We start from the raw sequence: 20,367 nt of genomic DNA, 5'->3' as shown, positions 1-20,367 counted from the left end.
AGGGCGGGCGCCCGGAGCGGCGGAATTCCCGCCGCGCGAGCGCGACGGAATCCGCCAGCCGTTCAGTCCATCAGGAACGTTCGTTCCAGGTGTCCTTGTGGATGATGTTGCCGTCCTTGTACGACCAAGTGATCGTCTCGTAGCGCAGTTCGACGTCTTCGAGATGGTTGTGCTTCTCGTAATCGGGGTTCTTGATGTCGAGCATCTTCGGCTTCACCGCGACGATCTTCACGTTGTCGAGCTTCGTGTTGAAGTATTCCTTCTCCTTGCCCGCGTCGTCGATCCGGTACCACTTGATTTCGACCGACTTCAGCGTCTGGCCGCTCGTCACGGCCTTGTACAGATAGGGCGTCGATGCATCCGTCTCCTTCGTCAGCGTGATCGGCTTGTGCACGCGCGTGCCGGTCAGCTTGCCCGTATTGCCGTCGGTCGGAATGTGCACGCCGTGATCGAATGCAACCAGTTCGACGCTGCCTTCGCGATCCTGGACGGTCACCGAACCCTTGATGTCCGCACCGCCGTCGTCCTTGAGCCACATGTAGGCCGGAATTGCCATTTGTTCACTCCTTCTTCTTCGTACTACGAATCGCCGGAACCGGATTCCGGCGTTGACAAACCCGAGGCGACTGCCTCGGGAACCCAAACGCGTGTTACTTCGTGGCACCGGTCGGGACGGCAGGCACCGGTGTATCGGGAACGAGCGTGATCTCGACCCGACGATTCTTTGCGCGTCCTTCCGGCGTGGCGTTATCCGCGACCGGCCGTGTATCGCCGTAGCCCTGGATCGCGAACTGTGTCGGCGGGATGCCGGATGCCTCGACGAGCCAGTCGCGCACGGCCGACGCTCGCTCGAGCGACAGCTTCAGGTTGCGATCGGGCCGGCCCTGATCGTCCGCATAGCCGGCGACGAGTACGCGCTTGCCGGGATGGGCTTTGATCAGTTCGAGCGCATCGACCATCGCGCGCGTGGTGCCCGTCTTGAGCCGCGCTTTGCCGCTGTCGAACAGGGACATGCTGTCCAGCGCGACGACGGCGGGCGGCGGCGGGGGCGGCTCGTAGGAGGCGATCGCCTCATTGAGAACCGGCAGCAGCGGTGCGCCGTGATAGGTGCCGAACGACAGCCGAAGCGGAACGCCGACACGCGCATACCGGTCGAGCTGATCGCGGTCCGATGCAAGGGACCGGAGGGCGTCGCGCTTCGCGGCGTCCTGCGTGGCGGGGATACGGTTGTAGCGGTCGAGGTGCTCGCCGATGCGGGTCATCAACACATCGTTGTTCTTCGCGGCTCCACAGATAGCGGCGATTGCCGCGCAGGCAACGATTGCGATGACGTGTGCGGCGGCGGTGATGCGCGGCGATCGCCACGATCGGCGCGGCATCGCGTCGATCAGCGGCTGCGGCAATGGCCAGGGCAGCGGCGACGCAGATAGTGCGGCCGGGGCGATACCCGTCAGGCCGCGGACTTCACGTTCCCACGGTTTGCCGGGCCCAGTCGCCGGGCCATGGTCGATCCAGCCGGCGCCGAACAATGGCCAGGGCGACGCAGGCTGACGGCGGTCCGTCAGCGTGTCGAACACGATCCGGCGCGTCCACCCGATCAGCGACGCAAGCCCGGCGGCGCGTGCCGTGGCCTGCGGACTTCCGTCGGCATGGAGGGCATCCGTTTCGGCCGCATCGATTGCTGTGTCGAAGCGGTGCATTTTCCCGATCGGCGAGCCAGCCGACAGGCCATACCACCGGGAAGACGATTCGCCGGTTGCCGGCATCGCGGCAAGCGTTGTGTTCGAGAGTCGTTGATAGATCGCAACGTAGCCCGGCAATGACATGCCAAGCATGCGCGACGTATCGGCGACGGCCTGCCGGATCACGCGCAGCGTCTGCGACAGCGTGTCGTCATTCGCGTGAAGGGAGGGGGCGACCGACAGCACGACACAATCGGGGGCGTGGCCGTCGCGCCACTGGCGGACCGCGACGGCGAGACGGGGAAGATCCTGGGGCCGGTCGGCTCGCAACCAGATTGCGCCGTCACCGACGTGGACGAAACGCGATTGAGCCATGTCGCGATCGAACAGGGCGGGCAAACCGTCGCCAACGACGAGCGTGAGCGGCATTTTCGTACGCAATGCGACAGGCAGGTCGGCGGTCGCGGCGCCGAGTTGTGCGATCGCGTGCACGTTTCGTTCGCGGGTGCGAGCCATGCTGCGCGAATGCAGCCAGACGACCAGCATGGCGAACACGATGACCGTCGTAACCAGTCCCCACATGACGCCGCGGTCAACGGGGAGAACCCATCCGATGAGGGCCAGCGCCAGTGAGGCCGAAATCGTCACGACCGTGCGCAACGGATAGCCGAGGCCGGCCAGGGCTGCGCGCGCGGCGTCGGAATCGGCGGGCGTCGTTGCTGGCGGAAGAGCGGTATCCGACTTCACGGTCGTTTCGCTTTCTGAACGAGTTGTGCGAGTTCCGCATCGAGGATGCGGTCCCATGCGAACCACACGAGTAGCGCGATGACGCATGCCGTACCCGCGATCGCCCATGGCGAAAGACGCCTGAACCGGTCGAGCAGGCGCGTGTTCGTGCGATCGGTGACGAATCCCGGCATGGCGGCCGGGCGCAACTGATCGATCCGTGCCGCCAGCGCCGCGATCAATGCCTGGCGCTTCGCTTCACCGTCGTGGGTGTTCGCAGACGAACTCGAGCGGGCGGCGTAGCAGCCGCGGAATCCCAGGCCGAGAACGGCCGCGTAGCATTCGAGCAGATCGACGTTCGGTGCGGGTTCTCGCATCCGGTGTTCGATCCGTTCGTAAATGCGCGTGCCTGCGTCGTGAATGCCGAACCGGTCGACCTGCAGCGGTTTCTGCTCCCAGCTTGCCTTGTCGGAGGCCGACAGATATCGCAGTGCGGCTTCGTCGACCAGTCCGCACTGTGCGATGACGGCGTCGTCCCGTATGTCGGCGGCGACCCCTTGCGCATCGAGCGCGGTCGCGAATTGCGCGACGAGCCTCACGCACTGCTGGCGCAGGCTTTCATGGTTGTCGATCTGGCCGCCACTCGACAGATGGGTGACCAGTAGCGCCGTATCGCGCAGCAATGCACGCATCGAAGGTTGACGCGAGTGACCGGACGACGGCTCCCGCGCAAGCAGCGCGGATTCGTGACGCGTGGAGACGATGGCATTCATCAGCGCAGCACCGCATAGAGTTCGATCGACGCGTCGGGAATCGACGCGGGCAGATAGATCTGGCACGCGCGAGCGGCGAGCATCCTCGCATGCGCGGCGTCATGCGCGTCGAGCGCGAAATAGTGGTTGTCCAACCGGACGGGAATGGCGCCAGGCACTCGCTGTACCGCCTTGAGCGGGATGCCCGCCACGGCGGAATTGACGATGTGTTCGACGTCGTCCGGTGCGCCGATCTTGCACAGGCGCTGAAACTGTTCGGCGAGTTCGAACGCCGGTAGCGCGGCGTTGACGGACAGATACCAGTCAGCCGCGCCCTCGACGACGCGTTCGTCGAGGAACTGTCCGACCCAGGTGGTCGGTGTCGTATGCGAAAGCCCGATCGAGACGACACGCGAAGGGATGATCGTGTCGAGCAGGCCGCGAATCAGCGATTCGAGCGTCGCGAAAACATCATGAGCGCGTGCGTGGTCATAGGGCGGAATGTCGGTCAGTGCGACGCGCGTCGAGAATGTGGTCAACGAACCGGCCAACTGGGCGAGCACCTGATACAGGCGATCGGTCGGTTGCCCGGGATGCGACGCGAGGAAGCGCAGTTGCGGCCAGGCCTGATGGAGGCAGTGCAGGAGCCAGAACAGCTGGACGTCGGCCACGCCATATTCGGCCACCTGCTCGATACGCTCGCTGCGCCGTGCGCCGAGCAGCGCGCTCTTGGCTGCGAGGATATCGGCGAGACGCCGGATGCGTTCGATATGCAGCGTATGGCCGGACAACGTCAGGCACGGTGGAACGAAGTCGCGATCGACCTGGAAACGGCCGCTCGTCGTGCGATTCAGGCGCGCGATCGCGCACACGGTGTCGTCCGCATGCGATTCGAAGCCGAACAATAGCCGCACGGCGTGGCGCTCGGCGGCGATTTCGGCCTCTCCTGCGCCACTCAGATCCGTCACCTTGACGAACTCGCGATACGCGCGACGCGGGCGGGCCAGCGCCGTTTCGTCGAAGCGGCAGTTGTTGCCGTTCGCATCGGGCAACGCGAGCGCGGCGAGCACGTCGATCGTCTGGGCATCGGCAGGAATTTCGCCGGCGAGATCGCGTGCAGGCGGCAACGCATCGGCGACGGTCGTGTCGATCGGCGTGCCGTCGGGGAAGCGCAATTGCAGCCGAGTGAGCTTCAGGCGACCGGAGGCCAGTGCCTCTTCGTCGACGTCGACGTTCAGCGTTCCCCATGGCGCAACGGCAATCGCCGAAGCCAGTTGTTGCAGCGCGAACCCGTTCCAGCGTTCCTGCTGCTGGAAATGCTGCTGCGTAAGAATCAGCCCTTCATGCCAGAGCGGTTTGTCGATCCGCATGGTGTGGTCGTAATGATCCAGGAATTATGAGGCGCCGATTCTATACATCGTTTTCCGATTTCGTATACCCCAGGTAATTCGAATTTGTTGGAAATCGTGTCGATTAAATTGAGATAAACGGGGTGTTTATTTCGAGATTGTCGGGATCGATTTTGCTTTCGGCGTGTGGGTTGTGTGGTGTGGATTTTTATCAAGATTTTTCTTCCTTTTTGCGATCTTGTTTTCTTATGAAAATCAATTGCTTGGCTGATTTTGTAAATTTTATTGGATAGTGAATGATGGTGGTGTGTGGGCGCTGCGGATCGCGTCGTGGGGTCGCGCAAAAAAATAGGACGAGTCTCATTATAAAAATCGTCGCGTCGTTAATTTTGTATTTTTTGAATTACGGGTTTACTCGTCGATAAAGGCCGTGATATTTTCTGCCGCCTGAGTCGGATATCGGGCCGCGAATATCCGACTCGGTCGTTCGTCGATGCACGTTGCGGGGTTCGGCATGGGCGGTGCGGACGACGGAGCACCCGTGCCGTGAGTCGTGGGTGCGTGTCGCGGAGTCTTCAAGCTTCCTGAGATAAGGAGAACGAATTGGATAGCTTTCAACGAGAGATCCCGAAGAGCCGGGTGTCGATCACCCTCGATCTGCATACGGGTGGGGCGCAGAAGAAGGTCGAGCTGCCCCTGAAGCTGCTGGTTGCCGGCGACTTCAGTGCTGGGCGTGAGCAGGCGCCGCTCGCCGAGCGCAAGAAGGTGAACATCGACAAGAACAACTTCGATGCCGTCCTGGCCGACTATGCGCCGGATCTGAAGATCGCCGCGGACAACACGCTGGCCGGCGACGGTTCGGAACTGCCCGTCAACCTGTCGTTCCGGTCGATCAAGGACTTCGAGCCCGAGCAGGTCGCGCGCCAGATTCCCGAGCTCCAGGCGCTCCTCGCGATGCGCAATCTGCTGCGCGACCTCAAATCCAACCTGCTCGACAACGGCACGTTCCGTCGCGAGTTCGAGAAGGTGCTGAAGGACGATCGCCTGTCCGCAAAGCTGCGCGGCGAACTCGCACAGATCGCGACCGCCGCGACGCAGCCGGAAGGGCATGCGTGAACGCCGCCGGGCAAAACGCGCGTTCAGCGCATTCCGCAACATCGTAGCGATTCGATCGCAGACAGGACACGAGATGAAATCCACTGAAACTCAGCAGACCGGCGCGACCGAAACGGTCGTGCTGGATGCCCCGCACGGGGATATCGACAGCGTCTATGCATCGCTGTGCAGCAAGATCAACCTGAAACCGATCAGCGAAGCGCGACCGCTCGAGGCGTTCCGCGACAACGACATGCTGTCCGAGGCGTCGGCCGACGAGCGGATCGCGCGCGGGATGGGCGCGTTCCTCGAGCTCGTCGCGAAGGCGAGCCAGCCGGTGGATCGCCTCGACAAATCGCTGCTCGACTTCCACATCGGCCAGATCGACCGGCAGATCGGCCGCCAGCTCGATGCCGTGATGCATACGGAAGAATTCCAGGCACTCGAAGCGCGCTGGCGTGGCCTGAAGATGCTCGTGAGCCGCACCGATTTCCGCAAGAACGCACGCATCGAAGTGCTGGACGTGTCGAAGGATGCGCTGCAGCGCGACTTCGAGGATACGCCGGAACTGATCCAGAGCGGCCTGTACCGCCTGACGTACATCGAGGAATACGACACGCCGGGCGGCCAGCCGATCAGCGCGATGATCAGCGACTTCGAGTTCGCGAATTCGCCGATGGATATCGCGCTGCTGCGCAACATCTCGAAGGTGGCCGCCGCCGCGCACATGCCGTTCATCGGCTCGGTCGGGCCGGCATTCTTCGGCAAGCAGTCGATGGAGGAAGTGGCTGCTATCCAGGACATCGGCAACTACTTCGATCGCGCCGAATACATCAAGTGGAAGAGCTTCCGCGATACCGACGATGCGCGTTACGTGGGCCTGACGATGCCGCGCGTGCTCGGCCGTCTGCCGTACGGCAAGGACACGGCGCCGGTGCGTGCGTTCAATTACGAGGAGGCCGTCAAGGGCCCCGATCACGACAAGTACCTGTGGATGAATGCGTCGTTCGCGTTCGCGGCGAACATGGTGCGCAGCTTCGTGAGCAACGGCTGGTGCGTGCAGATCCGCGGGCCGCAGGCGGGCGGCAAGGTCGAGGATCTGCCGGTCCACCTGTACGACCTCGGCACCGGCTACCAGCCGAAGATCCCGACCGAAGTGCTGATCCCGGAAACCCGTGAATTCGAGTTCGCGAATCTCGGTTTCATCCCGCTGTCGTTCTACAAGAACCACGACTTTGCGTGTTTCTTCTCCGCGAACTCGGCGCAGAAGCCGGCGCTGTACGAGACCAAGGAAGCAACCGCGAACAGCCGCATCAACGCCCGGCTGCCGTACATCTTCCTGCTGTCGCGCATCGCGCACTACCTGAAGCTGATCCAGCGCGAGAACATCGGCACGACCAAGGATCGCCGTCTGCTCGAACTCGAGCTGAACGGCTGGATCAAGGGTCTCGTGACCGAGATGAAGGATCCGGGCGACGAGTTGCAGGCGTCGCATCCGCTGCGCGAGGCGAAGGTCACGGTCGAGGATATCGAGGACAACCCGGGCTTCTTCCGGATCAAGCTGTTCATCGTCCCGCACTTCCAGGTCGAAGGGATGGATATCGGGCTGTCGCTCGTGTCGCAGATGCCGAAGGCCAAGAACTGATCCGACGTTTGTCTGCGCGCCGCCGGGGTGTAGAGGGGTACCCCGGCGGTGCCGTGTGTTTGCACAACCGGGAGAGTCGATGTCGATGATTTTGCCTGCGCAGGCTTATGAATTGAAGCTGGCGCCGCATCCGGCGCCATTCTCGATCCTGAAGTTCACCGGGCTTGACCGGGTAAGCCAGCTTTATCGGTACGAGATCGAATTCACAAGCCCGATGGCGGGCATTCCGATGGACCAGGTGCTGGGTCGGCCGGCGAAGTTCATTGCCGATCCGATCGATCCGGACATGGATTACCTGCGAAAGATGTTCGGGGAGAACGCGGCGCAGTTCAGTGCGAAGCCGGTGGCTTATACGGTTCACGGTGTCATCACGCAGTTCGACGAGCTTGAGACGTCGGCGGACGAGACGCGCTACCGGGTCGTGCTGGAGCCGACACTGGCCGATCTCGATCGTGGTGTGACCAGCCGGTTGTTTCAGAAACAGTCGGTCGAGGAGATCGTGACCGACACGCTGCGGCATTACGGGTACCGAGCGGGTGTCGACTTCCAGTTCCAGTTGCGCGGGCAGTACAAGCGTCGTGAATACGTGACGCAGTATCACGAGACGACGTTTGCCTTCATTCAGCGCATTTGTGCGGAAGAGGGGATCTGGTTTCGCTGGGAGCAGAAGAAGGATCGCGCAGTGGTCGTGTTCGGCGACGATCTGGATGCGTATGCGCGCAAGCAGCGCTCGGTGCCGTATCGGCGTGACTCGGGGCTGGAGAGCGTCGGTGCGGATGCGATCAAGACGCTCGGGCGTGAGATGAAGCGCGTGCCGGAGGCGGTGCGGTTGCACGATTACAACCATCGGCAGGCCGGGGTGTCGTTGCTTGTAGAGGAAAACACGGCGCGCGACGACAAGACGACGAGCGCCATTGATTACCGCTGGGGCGAGCATTACGAGACCCCCGAAGAGGGTAAGCGGGTTGCCCGGCTTCGGCACGAAGCCTATTTGGCCGAGCAGATTACGTTCAAGGGGACGGGCAATCCGTTCTGGCTTGAAGCCGGCGAGGTGATGCGGGTCGAGCCGAAGCCGGCTGATGCGAAGCACGGGGTGTTCGTCACGTCGGTCGAATCACACGGCGGGCGAAACGAGTCGTACTGGGTGGCGTTCGAGGGGATTCCGTCGGATCGTGTATGGCGTACGCCGGTGGCGTCGGTTTCGCGGCCGGTGGTCGACGGGATTCTGCCGGCGCGGATTACGTCGCCGGGAAACTACAAGTATGCGTATCTGACCGAGCAGGGCTGGTATGTGATCAAGCTGCCATTCGATCTCGATGAATGGAGCCCGGGTGGGACGAGCCGGCCGGTGCGGTTTGCAAAGCCGTATAGCGGGGACAACTACGGGCATCACTTTCCGCTGATCGACGGGGCGGAGGTGGCGATTGTCCATACGGACGGCGATCCGAACCGGCCAGTGATCATCGGGGCGATGCATGACAGCGTGCATCCGGATCTGGTGAACAACCTGAACCATACGCGGAACCTTATTCGGACGGCTGCGCAGAATGAGCTGCGGATGGAGGATAAGGAGGGCAACGAGCATGTCCACTTGATAACGCCGTTCCAGGCAAGTCAGTTGAATCTTGGGTTCATGGTGGACACCGATCGAAAGGCGCGAGGAAAGGGAGCCGAACTCGCTACCTACGGACATGCGGCGATTCGGGCAGCAGACGGCGTGCTCGTATCGGCCGAGGCACAACCAGGCGCGGCCGGCAATCAGCTTGCGATGCAAGACGCGGACGCAACGTTCGCGCAGGCCGAAGAAATTCTGCGTTCGCTCAATGACGCCGCGAACGCAGCAAAGGCACTCCAAGCCGAGGCCAACCAGCAACGCGAGCTCATCGAGAAGAAGCTGAGCCGTCTCCAGAAGCCCGTCATTGTTGCGAGTGCACCAGAAGGAGTTGGCATCGCAAGTGGGCAGCACGTTCAGGTCGCTGCACGCAGGCAGATGTTCGTCACAGCGGGCGACGGATTCGATCTCGGCGTCATGAAGCGAATCACGGTGGCGGCTGGCGAGGCGATTTCGTTCCTCGCGGCAAAGCTCGGGATTCGACTCTTCGCAGCAAAGGGCAAGGTCCAGATTCAGGCGCAAGGCGACGGCATGGAACTGATGGCGATGCGGGACATGCAAATGAGTTCGTCGGACGGTGAAATCACGATAACCGGGAGAAAAGGCGTCACGATCGGGGACGGCTCGGGCGCCTATATCAAGCTGTCAGGCGGAAAGATCGTTCTCGGGAGTCCTGCGGGCGAGATCGAGCTGAAAGGCAATCTGACAGTGAACGACGCCGACGGTGGGAGTTTCAAATTCCCGACGTGGTCCGCTGCGCCGCTCAACGAAGTGAAGAGCACATTGAATTTCGGATTCTCGGAGTAAGCCCGACTATGGCGACCAAATCCACACCGAAAAAGACGCCGAAGCAACCGGCACCGCCCAAGCCCGCACCGGTGCCCGCCAAGCCTGCTCTGAAGCAATTGTCGTTTGCGTTTCCGTTTTTGCGCAAAGGGAACGGCAAGTCCGATGCTTCGACTCGATTCACCGATGAGCACGATATCTATCGGCTACTGGCCGAGCGTGAGCCATCCGGGACCTATCTGGCGAGCCGCAGTGGAATGTGGCACGGCGGAATTCATATCACGGAGGCTGGCGCGGGGCAGTCTCTGGACCTCGATGGCGGATTGCGCTGTATCGCCGATGGCGTGCTGATCGCGTATCGCGCCAACAAGGCCTATCCAGTCAGCAAGCTTGCCCTGACCGATAACGGATTGCCGTACGAGGCGCCGTACAGCACGGGCTTCGCACTGGTGCGGCATACGATGGAGTTCCCGCGGGACACGGAGCTGACGTTCTACAGCTTGTACATGCACCTGATGTCCTGGGAGGACTACGCAAACTTCCCGAAACGGGGGAAGCCGTCGTATTGGCCGCGGCAATGGCTGGTGACGCAGTATGCGCAGGACAAGTCAGTGTCAGGCAAAAACGGCCAGGCTCCCGATCCGACGCAGCAGGGGCTGCGAGTTCGCAAGACGCCGAACGGTGTGCCGATTGCTATTCTTCCCCAGGGAGCCCATGTCGGCATCGGGAAGATTGAGACGAAGAACGGGAAGCCGTGGGGACAACTGACGGATCTCCACGGGTCGTCGCTGTATCCGCAGGAAGCGGGCGGATACGTCGAGCCATCGAGTGCGATCGGTGGGTGGCTATTTCTCGGCCAGGAAAACGGAGGGACTGTCGCTCAGGAGACGGTTCAGGACTCGTTGTTTGATCGAGTTGTGGTGGTGACGGATCAGGCCAAGCCTGACGACACACCGGGCATTCCAATCAAGGCGGGGGACCTGATCGGACACCTGGGGCGATACGACTCGTTGAATCAATGTAGTTCGGGCGCTCGGATCGCGCACATTGAGGTCTTTTGCGATGACAGCATCGAGTCGTTCCTAGAGCAAGGGCGTTCATGGGTCAATCAACACGGTCCGCACAAGGAGGATTGGGCGGCGCTGGGGCTCTCTTCCGATCCGACCATTCTTCGAATTGAGGCGGGTACGGTGCTGTATCAGCGTACGGCGGACAACAAGTTTGTACAGGGCGCAGATCCGCAATCGAGAAAAACCGACCGTGTGCAGGTGTATTCGCTCGCCGAGTTGGCGCAGGATTCGAAACGGCGCGTGGCGGAGCCTCATCCGAATCCCAATCCAGGTTTCCCCGTGAGTTGGTGGCACGTTGATGGCGTGACCGAACAAGGGCGGCCGATTGACGGTTGGGTGTGTGACTTTAACCACCCAGGAGGGGGGCGGGTCACACGGGAATTCGCACAAAAGTGGATCGAATTTAAGTGTGTTTCGGATGCGCATGATCCGGTACATACGATCTTTGCGAAGATCCAAGCGTGGGCTGATTACGCGAGTGGCGCAAATATGCCGGACCTCGCTTCGTGTTCGAAGCTCAGCCCGCTGATGCTCAAGGTGTATGGCGCGCTGTTCACGAAGGGCGATGGTAGTCGCGCGGCTGACGAGCTCTGTACGTTGTCAAAGATCGAGCGAGGTGGATATCCGTGGTTGATGCAGGCTGCGTCACGATTGATTGTCAAACACGAGAGCGAGTGGGCGAACCCGTCGAAGTGGAAGCAGTTGATTATCGAGTTGGAGAGGCTGACGGGGCCAAAGTCACAGCATGAGGAAGAGCAGAAGCGGATCGAGAAGCTTGCGTGGTGGGATGAGGTAGTGGCCGGGGTGTCGGGCTTCCCGGGGCCGGAGGTTTTTCACATTCATCCGGTTGCGTTCGTGGGGAATTTTTTCAAGGGCGATACTTGCGCCTGCGGATGCTGCCTCGGCAAGGTGTTTAACCGCTATCGTTGGATTAGACATCGGCGTAACCATCCGCCGCAGACATACTATGGTCCTCTCTATGCGGGTACAAAGAAGTTGGACAAGTTCACAGGATGGGACGATCTCATTGCTAAGTCCAAGGCCACTGAGGACGAAAAGGCAATCGTGATCGCCATGTCGTCCAACGAAGGCAATATGGATGCCGTACAGGCCTGGGATTGGCAGACATTCAGTGCCGGTGCCATGCAGAAGACCGTGACGCCAGAAGGCTACGGAGAACTCCCACAACAGATCTGGGAGTTCCAGAACGAAAATCCTAATCTGTTTGAGGAAATTTTTGGCCGATGCGGATGGTCCATTAAACAGGAGAGAGGTCCGAGGATTTACTATTCGTCCAGTGATACCGCAAACGAGAAAATAACAGGGCAGGAGCTCTATGTTTTCATCAAGAAAGGGTTTCAGGAAGCAGACAGTGGATTCCCAAAGGAATCAAAACCATTGGCTTCCATTGCGCACGCGATGATCAACGAGGAGTATCAGAAGAAGCAGGTTCTGGATTTCATTGGTCGTTTACACATTGCCATCGCTAAGAAACCGAGTGGCTATAGAAATTCAGCAAGTAACTTCTTTCTGTCCCGTTTGGGTCGCGCGCTTGTTCTTGATCACGACGTCAATGCACCCGGTAATGTCTCTACAGATCTTGGAGCATCGATTAATACACTTCGGGCACGGCATCCGGGATTGGGCGCAGATCCGACGCAATGGGGTGATAACCGGGCGCAGTATGAAAATGAACTTATTCAGATCTATGGCCCGTCACGCCACATGAACTCTGCTGCAGAACGTTACAACCATCTTCGCGGATTGCTGTAGAACTCAAAATGACTCGTAAATTCCTATTTATGTTCTTGGTAGTACTGTCTACCTGCGTTCAGGCGCAGGTAAATGTGTTGGGTGAATCAAGTGTTTTAGAGTATGCCGATGACGGGCGCAACGTCTACCGATCGCTACGCTTTAAACGCCCAGATGGCACGATGTTTACCCCTTTCGATGAGGGGTTGAGATTTTACAAGCCCGGCGCCAACAGTCTGTCTCCGGACAGACAGTACTCGATCGTGAGTTTTTCTGCTGAAGGAGATCTCGACGATTCCAGCGGTGTGTCTGTGCATACCGAGTATCTGTGTGCCTTCGTACGTATGAAGGACGGTTGCGTTGTGCATGTTGCGCAAGACGCTGTCTGTGGTGGAGAGTGGCGCCCGCCTCACCAGTGGTCCATCAACATTGAGCCTATCTTCGATAATCCACCTAATGCAGCCGACACTTACGACGCTTACACATCGAAATACAAAATCGGATACCAAGTTTCACAGCCGCCAATTCTAGCCTATCTGGCGGAAGGTACCTCATTTGACAATCTGCTTGCGTGCGACCCACCGAATGCAGGTAACAAAAGCGCTTATTATAAGATACTTGTCCAATTGCAAGGAGATGGAGACGCCGAAAACGCCACCAAGCTGAAGGAGATTCTGAGTGGTGACCGGAGTGGCACATCCATCCACGTAGCGCCAGTTGAGTCGGGCGCCTGGGTCGCCTATGCAGTGATTTCCAAGAAGGCATATCTCTATGGAAAACCCGATAAATCATCGGCTACCAGAGCCTACCTTGTGCATGGTGATTCGGTATTGGTGAATAAATCTAGCTTGTCGCAGGGGTTTATGGCTTCAAGGTATCGTCAGAAGAGCGGAAATATTATCGAGCGATGGATTCGTTGCGATGATGTGAATGCGTGCTCCGCAGGTAATTGAACCGTCGATTTTTAATTTCTTACCTAGGTATTCAAGGTGAAAAATCTCGCATACGAAGGTGACGCAACGAGCCACGGCGGCAAGATCCTGACCGGCTCGGATCGCATCAAAGTGAAGGGCCGCCGGGCTGCTCGCATTGGCGACAAAATCTCATGCCCGATCCACGGCGACAACGAAATCGTCGAAGGCAGCTTCAGCATGAAGGACGGCACGATACCGCTGTCGCGAGACGGTGATCACACACGCTGTGGAGCCGTTCTGATTGCTTCGTCCTGCGGAGCGCAGGTCCGGTAAGCGATGCCTATCGATTTCAATCGTGTGCCGCCGCGCGTGAATGTACCGGCTGCCCCCCAGGTTTCGATGATCATCTGGACAATCCTGTTTGTCCTCGTGATGGGAGCGGGAGCAGGGCTGACGATCACGCTCTGGCCGACTGACCGACCTACGAATACCTCATGGTTCTGGTTCTGCCTCGTGGGTTACCCATTTCTGGCCTGGGCATTTCTGCTGTTCGCGTGGCTCGGATATGGCTATGCCTGCCGCGATCAGGCGATTGCGACGAATCGCGTTAGCGACGACGCGGAGCAGTCGCGTCATGCAATGGCAGCCAGACCTTTGGCGATTTTGGGCCATACCTGGTGCGTCTCCACGAATGATTCGGAAAACTCATTCAAACAGATCCTGACGGGGGCCGAAGGGAAGACGTTGCGACAAAGTGGTGCAGTGGCGGATAGAGAAGTGAACGCACGCTGGCTCACCCTTCCCGATGTCCATTTTTTTCCGGGTAACGAACTCACGGAACATGCCCGCCATCATGCCGTGTGTACATGGTTGCTCAAGCGCTTGATAGACAACTTGTTGCCACAGTGCCGGGCGCTCCCGCCGGGAACAAGACTTCATGTCGAACTATGTCATCGATCGAGGCTGAAGGCCGAGGTTGTCGAAACTCAAATACAGGAATTGCTCGTTGAACGAGTACCTGCATTGCAGGTGGACATCGGGGCCAGCGACCCAGCACTCACCGTCTTCAGAACGGATGCATGGCACGACAACCGAGACGCCCAAAGCGCCTACCTTCTGATAGCTATTGAACTTCGCGACGCAATCAGTGCCGTCCTGTCCAACGGCGTTGCGGAGGCGGGCGTCGCTCTCCTGGTCGGACGCCGACGCCTTGCGTCACCGTCCATGTCCACCGGACTCCTTTTACATCGGCCGGCTAAGGGCCCGCTTGATTTCCCTGCCGTGACGCTCGAACTTGCTGCCCGGTGGGGACAATCCTCATCCGATCGTCTACGCACGGTATGGACGCACGGTCTGATCGGCGATGGTATCAGTTGTGTCCGACAAGCCGCGTCATTGCCGGACGAGGCGCGCTGGATCGGACTCGAGACGTCAGTGGGCGACTGTTCGGGTGCAGGGCCGTGGTTGGCCGTAGCCCTTGCCGCGGAAAGGGCTCGAACTACGGGCGATCCACAATTGGTGCTTTGTGGCGAAGGTCAAGAACTGATCGCCCTCATGTGCGGAAAGCAGACATGAACGACAACAAGAACGAAAACAAAACCCGGTCGGCCGGCTTCTTCATCGGTATCGCGGCCGTCATCGTATTCCTTGCACTCAGTCTCGCGGTATGGGTAGAGGGGCCTCATCGTGGGTGGTCGCTCGAGACCCGGATCATCGCCGAGCTTTCCTTGGCATGCGCGTTTCTGTTAGCGATCGTGGCCGTCAAGTTCTTCGAGTTGGTATTGCTGAAAATTGCGGCGCTGAGGGCGTTCAGATGGTTCGCTCGTTTCGATGCCGGAAAACGCGCCGAATCTGCCGAATGCGACGATTCGGACGAGTTACCACAACCGGTCAATCGCGCTACGGCGCTTCGCGACATCCTGAGTGACCGGCACGGCTGGCGCTGGCGCTACCGTGACCGCTGGGTGCTCGTTGCCGGCGACACCCCTCTCGTCAAACGTCTCGCCCCCGAACTGGCCGAGATCGGGTACGTCGTTCTCGGCAACACGGTTGTATTGCACGCAAACCAGATTCGCGACCAGCTTGACACCGAATGGCTCGATCAAGTCCGACGCTTGCGACGTCGTCGCCCGGTTGACGCCATCGTGGCGGTAACCCGAAACCGTAGTGCCACGAATGCCGCGTTCGATACTGACGAACTCGCGGCACGTCTTGCGCGCCATGCGCGCACGCTACGCTGGGCTGCGCCTGCTTATCTTCTGAACGCCACGGATTTTGGTAGCGAGTGGCAGGATCCGGACGAAGCCATTGGCTTGACGTGGGCCAATACGCGGATGAATGAAGAGACGATCGATGCATCGCTGCGAAGCCTCATCGACAACCTCGCGGATGCGGGTGTTGTACGTCTCGCGGCGGATGCCCGTGATCGTTATCCTGCGGAACTGTCTCAGCATGTTTCGAGGCTGCACGATGCGCTATCGAATCTGATACAGCAAGCCACTGAATCCAGCGTCTGGCGGCATGCGGTCTACGGTCTGATATTTGCGCCGCTGTTCAAGGAGCGTGACTTAACGCCACCGGGTCCCGTTCCAGAGAACGACGACGATACGCCCGGCAATCCTCAACACCGAACCCTCTGGCAAACCATCGCCGACCACAGTCGCAAGGTTCACGGTCGCCGCGTCGGTTTTTCTCTGTCGGCCACGGCAGCCTGGATGGTGACTGCCCTGATCGGTTGCTGGTTCGCCGGCACGATGCTGTCCGGCTTTGCCAACCGCGCAACGATCGGCAGTGCAACGGAGACGGTCGCGAAGTTCACCGAGCCCCTGAACCCGACACAGTCGCTGCAAACGCTCACCGATCTCGATCGACAAATGGACACGCTCGAAATCCATCAGCGTACCGCTGCGCCTTGGGTTACCCGTTTCGGCCTGAACCGCGACCGCGCGCTGCTCGATGCCCTGTGGCCTTACTACGCCGATGCCGCCAACCGCATCTTCGTCAACCCGATTCGCCAGAAGCTCGAAACGAGGCTGCATCAGCTGGCGTCCCTATCCGACGCGGAAATCGCCAGTGGCGGCGATGCTCAGGTACAGGCTGCTTACGACACGCTCAAGACCTACATGATGCTTGCCAAACCGGAGCGCGCCGTGGCCACGTTCCTGATACCGCAACTCGTCGCAACGTCCGCCCCTGAACGCCCGACCCATTCGCAACTGTCGAAGGGCGGTTGGGAAGACCTGCGTCGGCAAGCGATCGCGTTCTTCGCCAACCACGTTGGCCGTGGCGCTGCATCCGCTCAAGCCGCACTTGCGATTGCCCCGGACGGCAACCTGATCGCGTCGACCCGCCAGACGATCATCGGTGTCCGAGGCATCCAGCACTCCGGGGATGCGATCTATCAGCAGATCATCGACGAAGCGACACCGAAATACCCGCCGCTGTCACTTGCGACGCTACTCGGCGACGCGGCGTCGCAATCCTCTGCCGGCGGCGCAACGAGCCGAGGCCTGTTCGGTACGACGGCAACCGTGCCTGGCGTATTCACACGTGCTGCGTGGGACGATCGGATCTCGAAGGCAATCGACGAAGCCGGCGAGCAACGCGGTGTGGGGGGCGACTGGGTGCTCTCCGACACCAAGGTTGCCAACGCATCGTCGTCGACATTGAAGGCTGAACTGCGTCAGCGCTATTTCGACGACTACGCACGGGCGTGGGCGCTCTTCCTCAACAGCCTGCGCTGGCAACATGCCCCGACGCTGTCGGCCACAGCCGACCAGTTGACGCTACTGGGCGATCCGCAGCGCTCACCGCTCGTTGCGTTGATGAATGCGATCGTCTATCAGGCGGGCACGGGCGCCAGCGCTCAGTCGCTGTCCGACACGCTGCTCAGCAAGGCGCAGCAACTGGTTGGGGCAGACGAAAAGGATCCGTCGAAGCAGGCAAAACCTCAGCTCGCACCGCTTGCCGCCACATTCGGGCCGATCGTGCGTCTGACCGGCAGCGATCTCGTTTCAGGCGCGCCGTCCGGCGGCAAGGGGAACACATCGCCGGCCTCAACCGGCGACCTGAGCCTGGCACGCTACCTTGAGCGGATCACGGCCATGCGCCTGAAGACATCGCAGATCGTCTCCAGTCCGGATCCGGACGCAATTGCGCGTCTGGCCGCTCAATCCGTGCTGCAAGGCAAGACATCCGATATTGCCGATAGCCGCGATTACGCGAGCCGTGTCGCCGCGAGTCTCGGCGAACCATGGTCAGGCTTTGGCGCGCTGTTCCGCGCACCGTTCGACCAGTCCTGGCAAGTCATCGTGCAGCCGGCCGCGTCGAGCTTGAACGAAATCTGGCGCACCGCGATCCTTGCCGACTGGAACAAGACATTCGGCGGCCGCTATCCGTTCGGGGATTCCGACAACGACGCATCGCTGCCCGAGATGGCGCGCTTCATGCGCCCGGATAGCGGCGTGATCGCGCAGTTCGTGACGTCGCAGCTGGCCGGTGTCGTCGAACGGCAGGGCGACCGATGGGTCGCTTCGCAAGGTACCGATTCCGGCGCATTGACGATCGATCCGGCGTTCCTCAACGGGTTGAACAAGCTCACGCGCACGTCGACGATCCTGTTCCCGTCGGGTGACGCGCGTGTGCGTTACGAACTGCGGGCCGAGCCGACGCCGGGCGTCACCGACATGAGATTCGTACTGTCCGGCCGCGAACTGCATTACTTCAACCAGAAGCAGGAATGGACACCGTTCGAATGGCCGGGACAATCGCTCGAGAACCTGTCGCATATCGAATGGCAGACGGAGCAGGGCGGGTTGCGCACCGCACTCGATTCGCAGGGGCGCTTCGGTCTCGTCCGGTTGTTGGAGCGCGCGAAGGTCGTACAGCAGGACAACGCGCGCTATTTGCTGACCTGGACGCCAGACACGAGTCAGGGTATCCCGCTCAAGGTGCAATTGCGCAGCGAAGCCGGCGGCGGTCCGCTCGACGTTCTCCAGTTGCGCAATTTCGTGTTGCCGGCACGTATTTTCGTGACGGGATCGGCAAATGTCGGGGCTCGGGTATCGGCAAGCGGCCCGCCGCCGCTGCCGATGTCGGCGATCGAGGCAGCGAAGCATGTAGCCGTGCCATTGCCACCGGGGCTTCCGGGCGGAGGCGCCGTGCCGGACACGGTCATGCCGGCGACGACGGAGCAGGCATCCGGTCAGCGTACCGCGCTCGAATTTGCTCAGACGAAAGCGCAGGCCGCTGAGCGCGGAGCGGCGCAACAAACGGCCGCAGCGAAGGCCACAATTTCGCCCTTGGCGACCACGTCGGGACTTTCCGAATCCTCCTCCAGTCCGTTCGGACACGCCCTCAGCCTGTTGGGCGACGCATTCGTTTTTTGAGATATGCCATGACGCTTGCCAATTTTGTGAAGACACTCGTCGGCGGTCCCCGTATCGCTTCGCTCCAGCGGGCACGGACGGATACCTGGGCCACATGGGTTGCACCGATACCGGGCGAGCATGCATACGGACGCGATCCCGGCTACGAAGACGCGTTCTTCGAACTGAAGGACGAAGCCGGCAAGCTGTCGGGAATCGATGACGGGTTGATCATTCGCGCATGCGAACACCTGCTCAAGGAGACCGGCAAGGATTTGCGGCTCGCCGGCTACTACGCGTTCGCACGCCTGCGGCAGGACGGCCCGGCCGGGTTTGCCGATGGACTTGAGCTGGCCGCTGCACTCGTCGACCGATTTGGCGAGACGGCTTTGCCCGTCCGTCACGAAGCCAAGAAGGCCGCGCTTGAAATGCTGGCGACTGCGCGCGTGATCGAAACGCTGGAGAGTCGTGGCGACTTCGTGCCGGTCGATCTCGAACGCACGTTGGCCGCACTCGACGTGCTCGTGACGCATACGGCCGCGTGGCCCGATGCGGCTCGTCCAAATTTGCAGCCGCTCGTTTCCCGGTTCGAGAAAAAGGAGGCGTCGGCGCGCGGCGTCGATTCCGGCATGGCGATGCCGGCAGCGACTGCGCCGGGCAAAACGTCGGCGGGCTCGATTGCGTCCACACGCGATCTGCTCGATCAGGCACGCGCGATGTCGGCGTGGCTCCGCGATCAGGAAAACGGCTACTTGCCTTCGGTGCGCCTCGTGCGAAGCGTTCGGTGGGATACCTTGCATGACGTGCCGCCCGCAGACGCCGCGTCACATACGCGTCTGGCGCCGCCCCGCGCCGAGTTGCGTCAGCAGATGAAGCGTCTCGTGCTGCAGAAGCACTGGCACGAGTTGCTGGAGCGCGTCGAGGGGGCATTCATGGAAGGCGTGAATCACCTGTGGTTCGATCTGCAGTACTTCCAGCACGTGGCGCTCGATCACGTCGGTACGCCCTACAGCGCGTGGCGGGAATTGCTGCGCGCCGACTTTGCACTGTTTCTCGAACGATTGCCAGGCGTCGAACGGCTGGCATTCAGCGACGGCACGCCATTCGCCGACGACACGACACTCGAGTGGATTGCCCGCCACGCGGTCGTACGCGACCTGGACGCGGGAGAGACGGTTGCGCCGCTGCCGGTTTCCGCAGACAGCGAGGGCGATGCAGCCGGCGACTGGCCGGAGATCGAAACCCAGGCTCGCGAACTGGCTGGCCGTGAAGGTATCGAGACGGCGTTTGCGTGGCTCGAGGCGCTGCCCGGCATGAAAACCGATCGACATCGCTATTTGCAGCGGCTCGTGATGGCCCGGTTGGCCGATCATGCCGGCCGTCACGATACGGCGCTCGCACTGCTCGCCGACCTCGACGGAACGTCCCGCTCACTGCCGCTGATGCGCTGGGAGCCGGCGCTGACGTTCGAGGTCAAGCAACAACTGGTCAAGGCATTGAAAGCGATGAGCAGCCGCAAGGATGCCGACAAGCCGGCACTCGCCCGCCGCATCGGCGAACTGCATGCGGAACTCGCGGTACTCGATCCCGCGCGTGCATTGACCCTTTCGTAACGGAT

General features: G+C 60.7%; 13 protein-coding genes. 9 read left to right on the top strand and 4 right to left on the bottom strand.

All coding sequences use genetic code 11. The annotated features are described in order from the left end of the window. Window positions 1–70: 70 nt before the first annotated feature. The 4 genes from G3N64_RS08900 to tssK form a co-directional block, all read right to left on the bottom strand. The gene (locus tag G3N64_RS08900) at window positions 71–556 is read right to left on the bottom strand and encodes an Hcp family type VI secretion system effector (RefSeq protein WP_006750272.1); all 486 of its coding nucleotides are present in this window, start codon (window positions 554–556) and stop codon (window positions 71–73) included. Window positions 557–650: 94 nt separating this feature from the next. Then, entirely contained in the window at window positions 651–2,429 is a 1,779-nt protein-coding gene (locus tag G3N64_RS08895; RefSeq protein ID WP_346778807.1) for an OmpA family protein, read from the bottom strand. Then, window positions 2,426–3,181 (bottom strand): DotU family type IV/VI secretion system protein, encoded by a 756-nt coding sequence (locus G3N64_RS08890; RefSeq protein WP_205783498.1) that lies wholly within the window; start codon window positions 3,179–3,181, stop codon window positions 2,426–2,428. The genes G3N64_RS08895 and G3N64_RS08890 overlap by 4 nt, the downstream gene beginning before the upstream one ends. Beyond that, window positions 3,181–4,530 carry a type VI secretion system baseplate subunit TssK gene (tssK, locus tag G3N64_RS08885; protein WP_205783497.1) on the bottom strand — a complete coding sequence of 450 codons (1,350 nt, stop codon included), beginning with the start codon at window positions 4,528–4,530 and terminating at the stop codon, window positions 3,181–3,183. The genes G3N64_RS08890 and tssK overlap by 1 nt, the downstream gene beginning before the upstream one ends. Window positions 4,531–5,112: 582 nt before the next feature. Between tssK and tssB the strand changes: the two genes are divergently transcribed. From tssB to tssA, 9 genes are all read left to right on the top strand, one after another. After that, complete coding sequence (gene tssB / locus G3N64_RS08880) at window positions 5,113–5,625, top strand: type VI secretion system contractile sheath small subunit (protein ID WP_034185094.1); 513 nt, start codon at window positions 5,113–5,115, stop codon at window positions 5,623–5,625. A 73-nt stretch (window positions 5,626–5,698) separates the two neighbouring features. Next, the gene (tssC, locus tag G3N64_RS08875; RefSeq protein ID WP_205783496.1) at window positions 5,699–7,249 is read left to right on the top strand and encodes a type VI secretion system contractile sheath large subunit; all 1,551 of its coding nucleotides are present in this window, start codon (window positions 5,699–5,701) and stop codon (window positions 7,247–7,249) included. A 79-nt stretch (window positions 7,250–7,328) separates the two neighbouring features. After that, window positions 7,329–9,668 (top strand): type VI secretion system Vgr family protein, encoded by a 2,340-nt coding sequence (gene vgrG / locus G3N64_RS08870; protein WP_205783495.1) that lies wholly within the window; start codon window positions 7,329–7,331, stop codon window positions 9,666–9,668. A gap of 8 nt (window positions 9,669–9,676) precedes the next feature. After that, entirely contained in the window at window positions 9,677–12,490 is a 2,814-nt protein-coding gene (locus G3N64_RS08865; protein WP_241020853.1) for a hypothetical protein, read from the top strand. 8 nt (window positions 12,491–12,498) lie between these two features. After that, complete coding sequence (locus G3N64_RS08860; RefSeq protein WP_205783494.1) at window positions 12,499–13,422, top strand: hypothetical protein; 924 nt, start codon at window positions 12,499–12,501, stop codon at window positions 13,420–13,422. 36 nt (window positions 13,423–13,458) lie between these two features. Beyond that, a complete protein-coding gene (locus G3N64_RS08855; protein WP_205783493.1) occupies window positions 13,459–13,716 on the top strand; it encodes a PAAR domain-containing protein in 258 nt (85 codons plus the stop codon). Window positions 13,717–13,719: 3 nt separating this feature from the next. After that, window positions 13,720–14,958 carry a hypothetical protein gene (locus tag G3N64_RS08850; protein ID WP_205783492.1) on the top strand — a complete coding sequence of 413 codons (1,239 nt, stop codon included), beginning with the start codon at window positions 13,720–13,722 and terminating at the stop codon, window positions 14,956–14,958. Continuing rightward, window positions 14,955–18,770: an ImcF-related family protein gene (locus G3N64_RS08845; RefSeq protein WP_205783491.1), complete on the top strand. Its 3,816-nt coding sequence runs from the start codon at window positions 14,955–14,957 to the stop codon at window positions 18,768–18,770. Before G3N64_RS08850 ends, G3N64_RS08845 begins: the two co-directional genes overlap by 4 nt. Before the next feature lie 8 nt (window positions 18,771–18,778). Then, a complete protein-coding gene (gene tssA, locus G3N64_RS08840; protein WP_205783490.1) occupies window positions 18,779–20,362 on the top strand; it encodes a type VI secretion system protein TssA in 1,584 nt (527 codons plus the stop codon). Window positions 20,363–20,367 lie beyond the last annotated feature (5 nt).

The organism is Burkholderia sp. Ac-20344 (assembly GCF_017104975.1).
Taxonomy (GTDB): Bacteria; Pseudomonadota; Gammaproteobacteria; order Burkholderiales; family Burkholderiaceae; genus Burkholderia.
The sequence above is the reverse complement of the archived record's forward strand: the minus strand, read 5'-3'. Positions and strand labels throughout refer to the sequence as shown.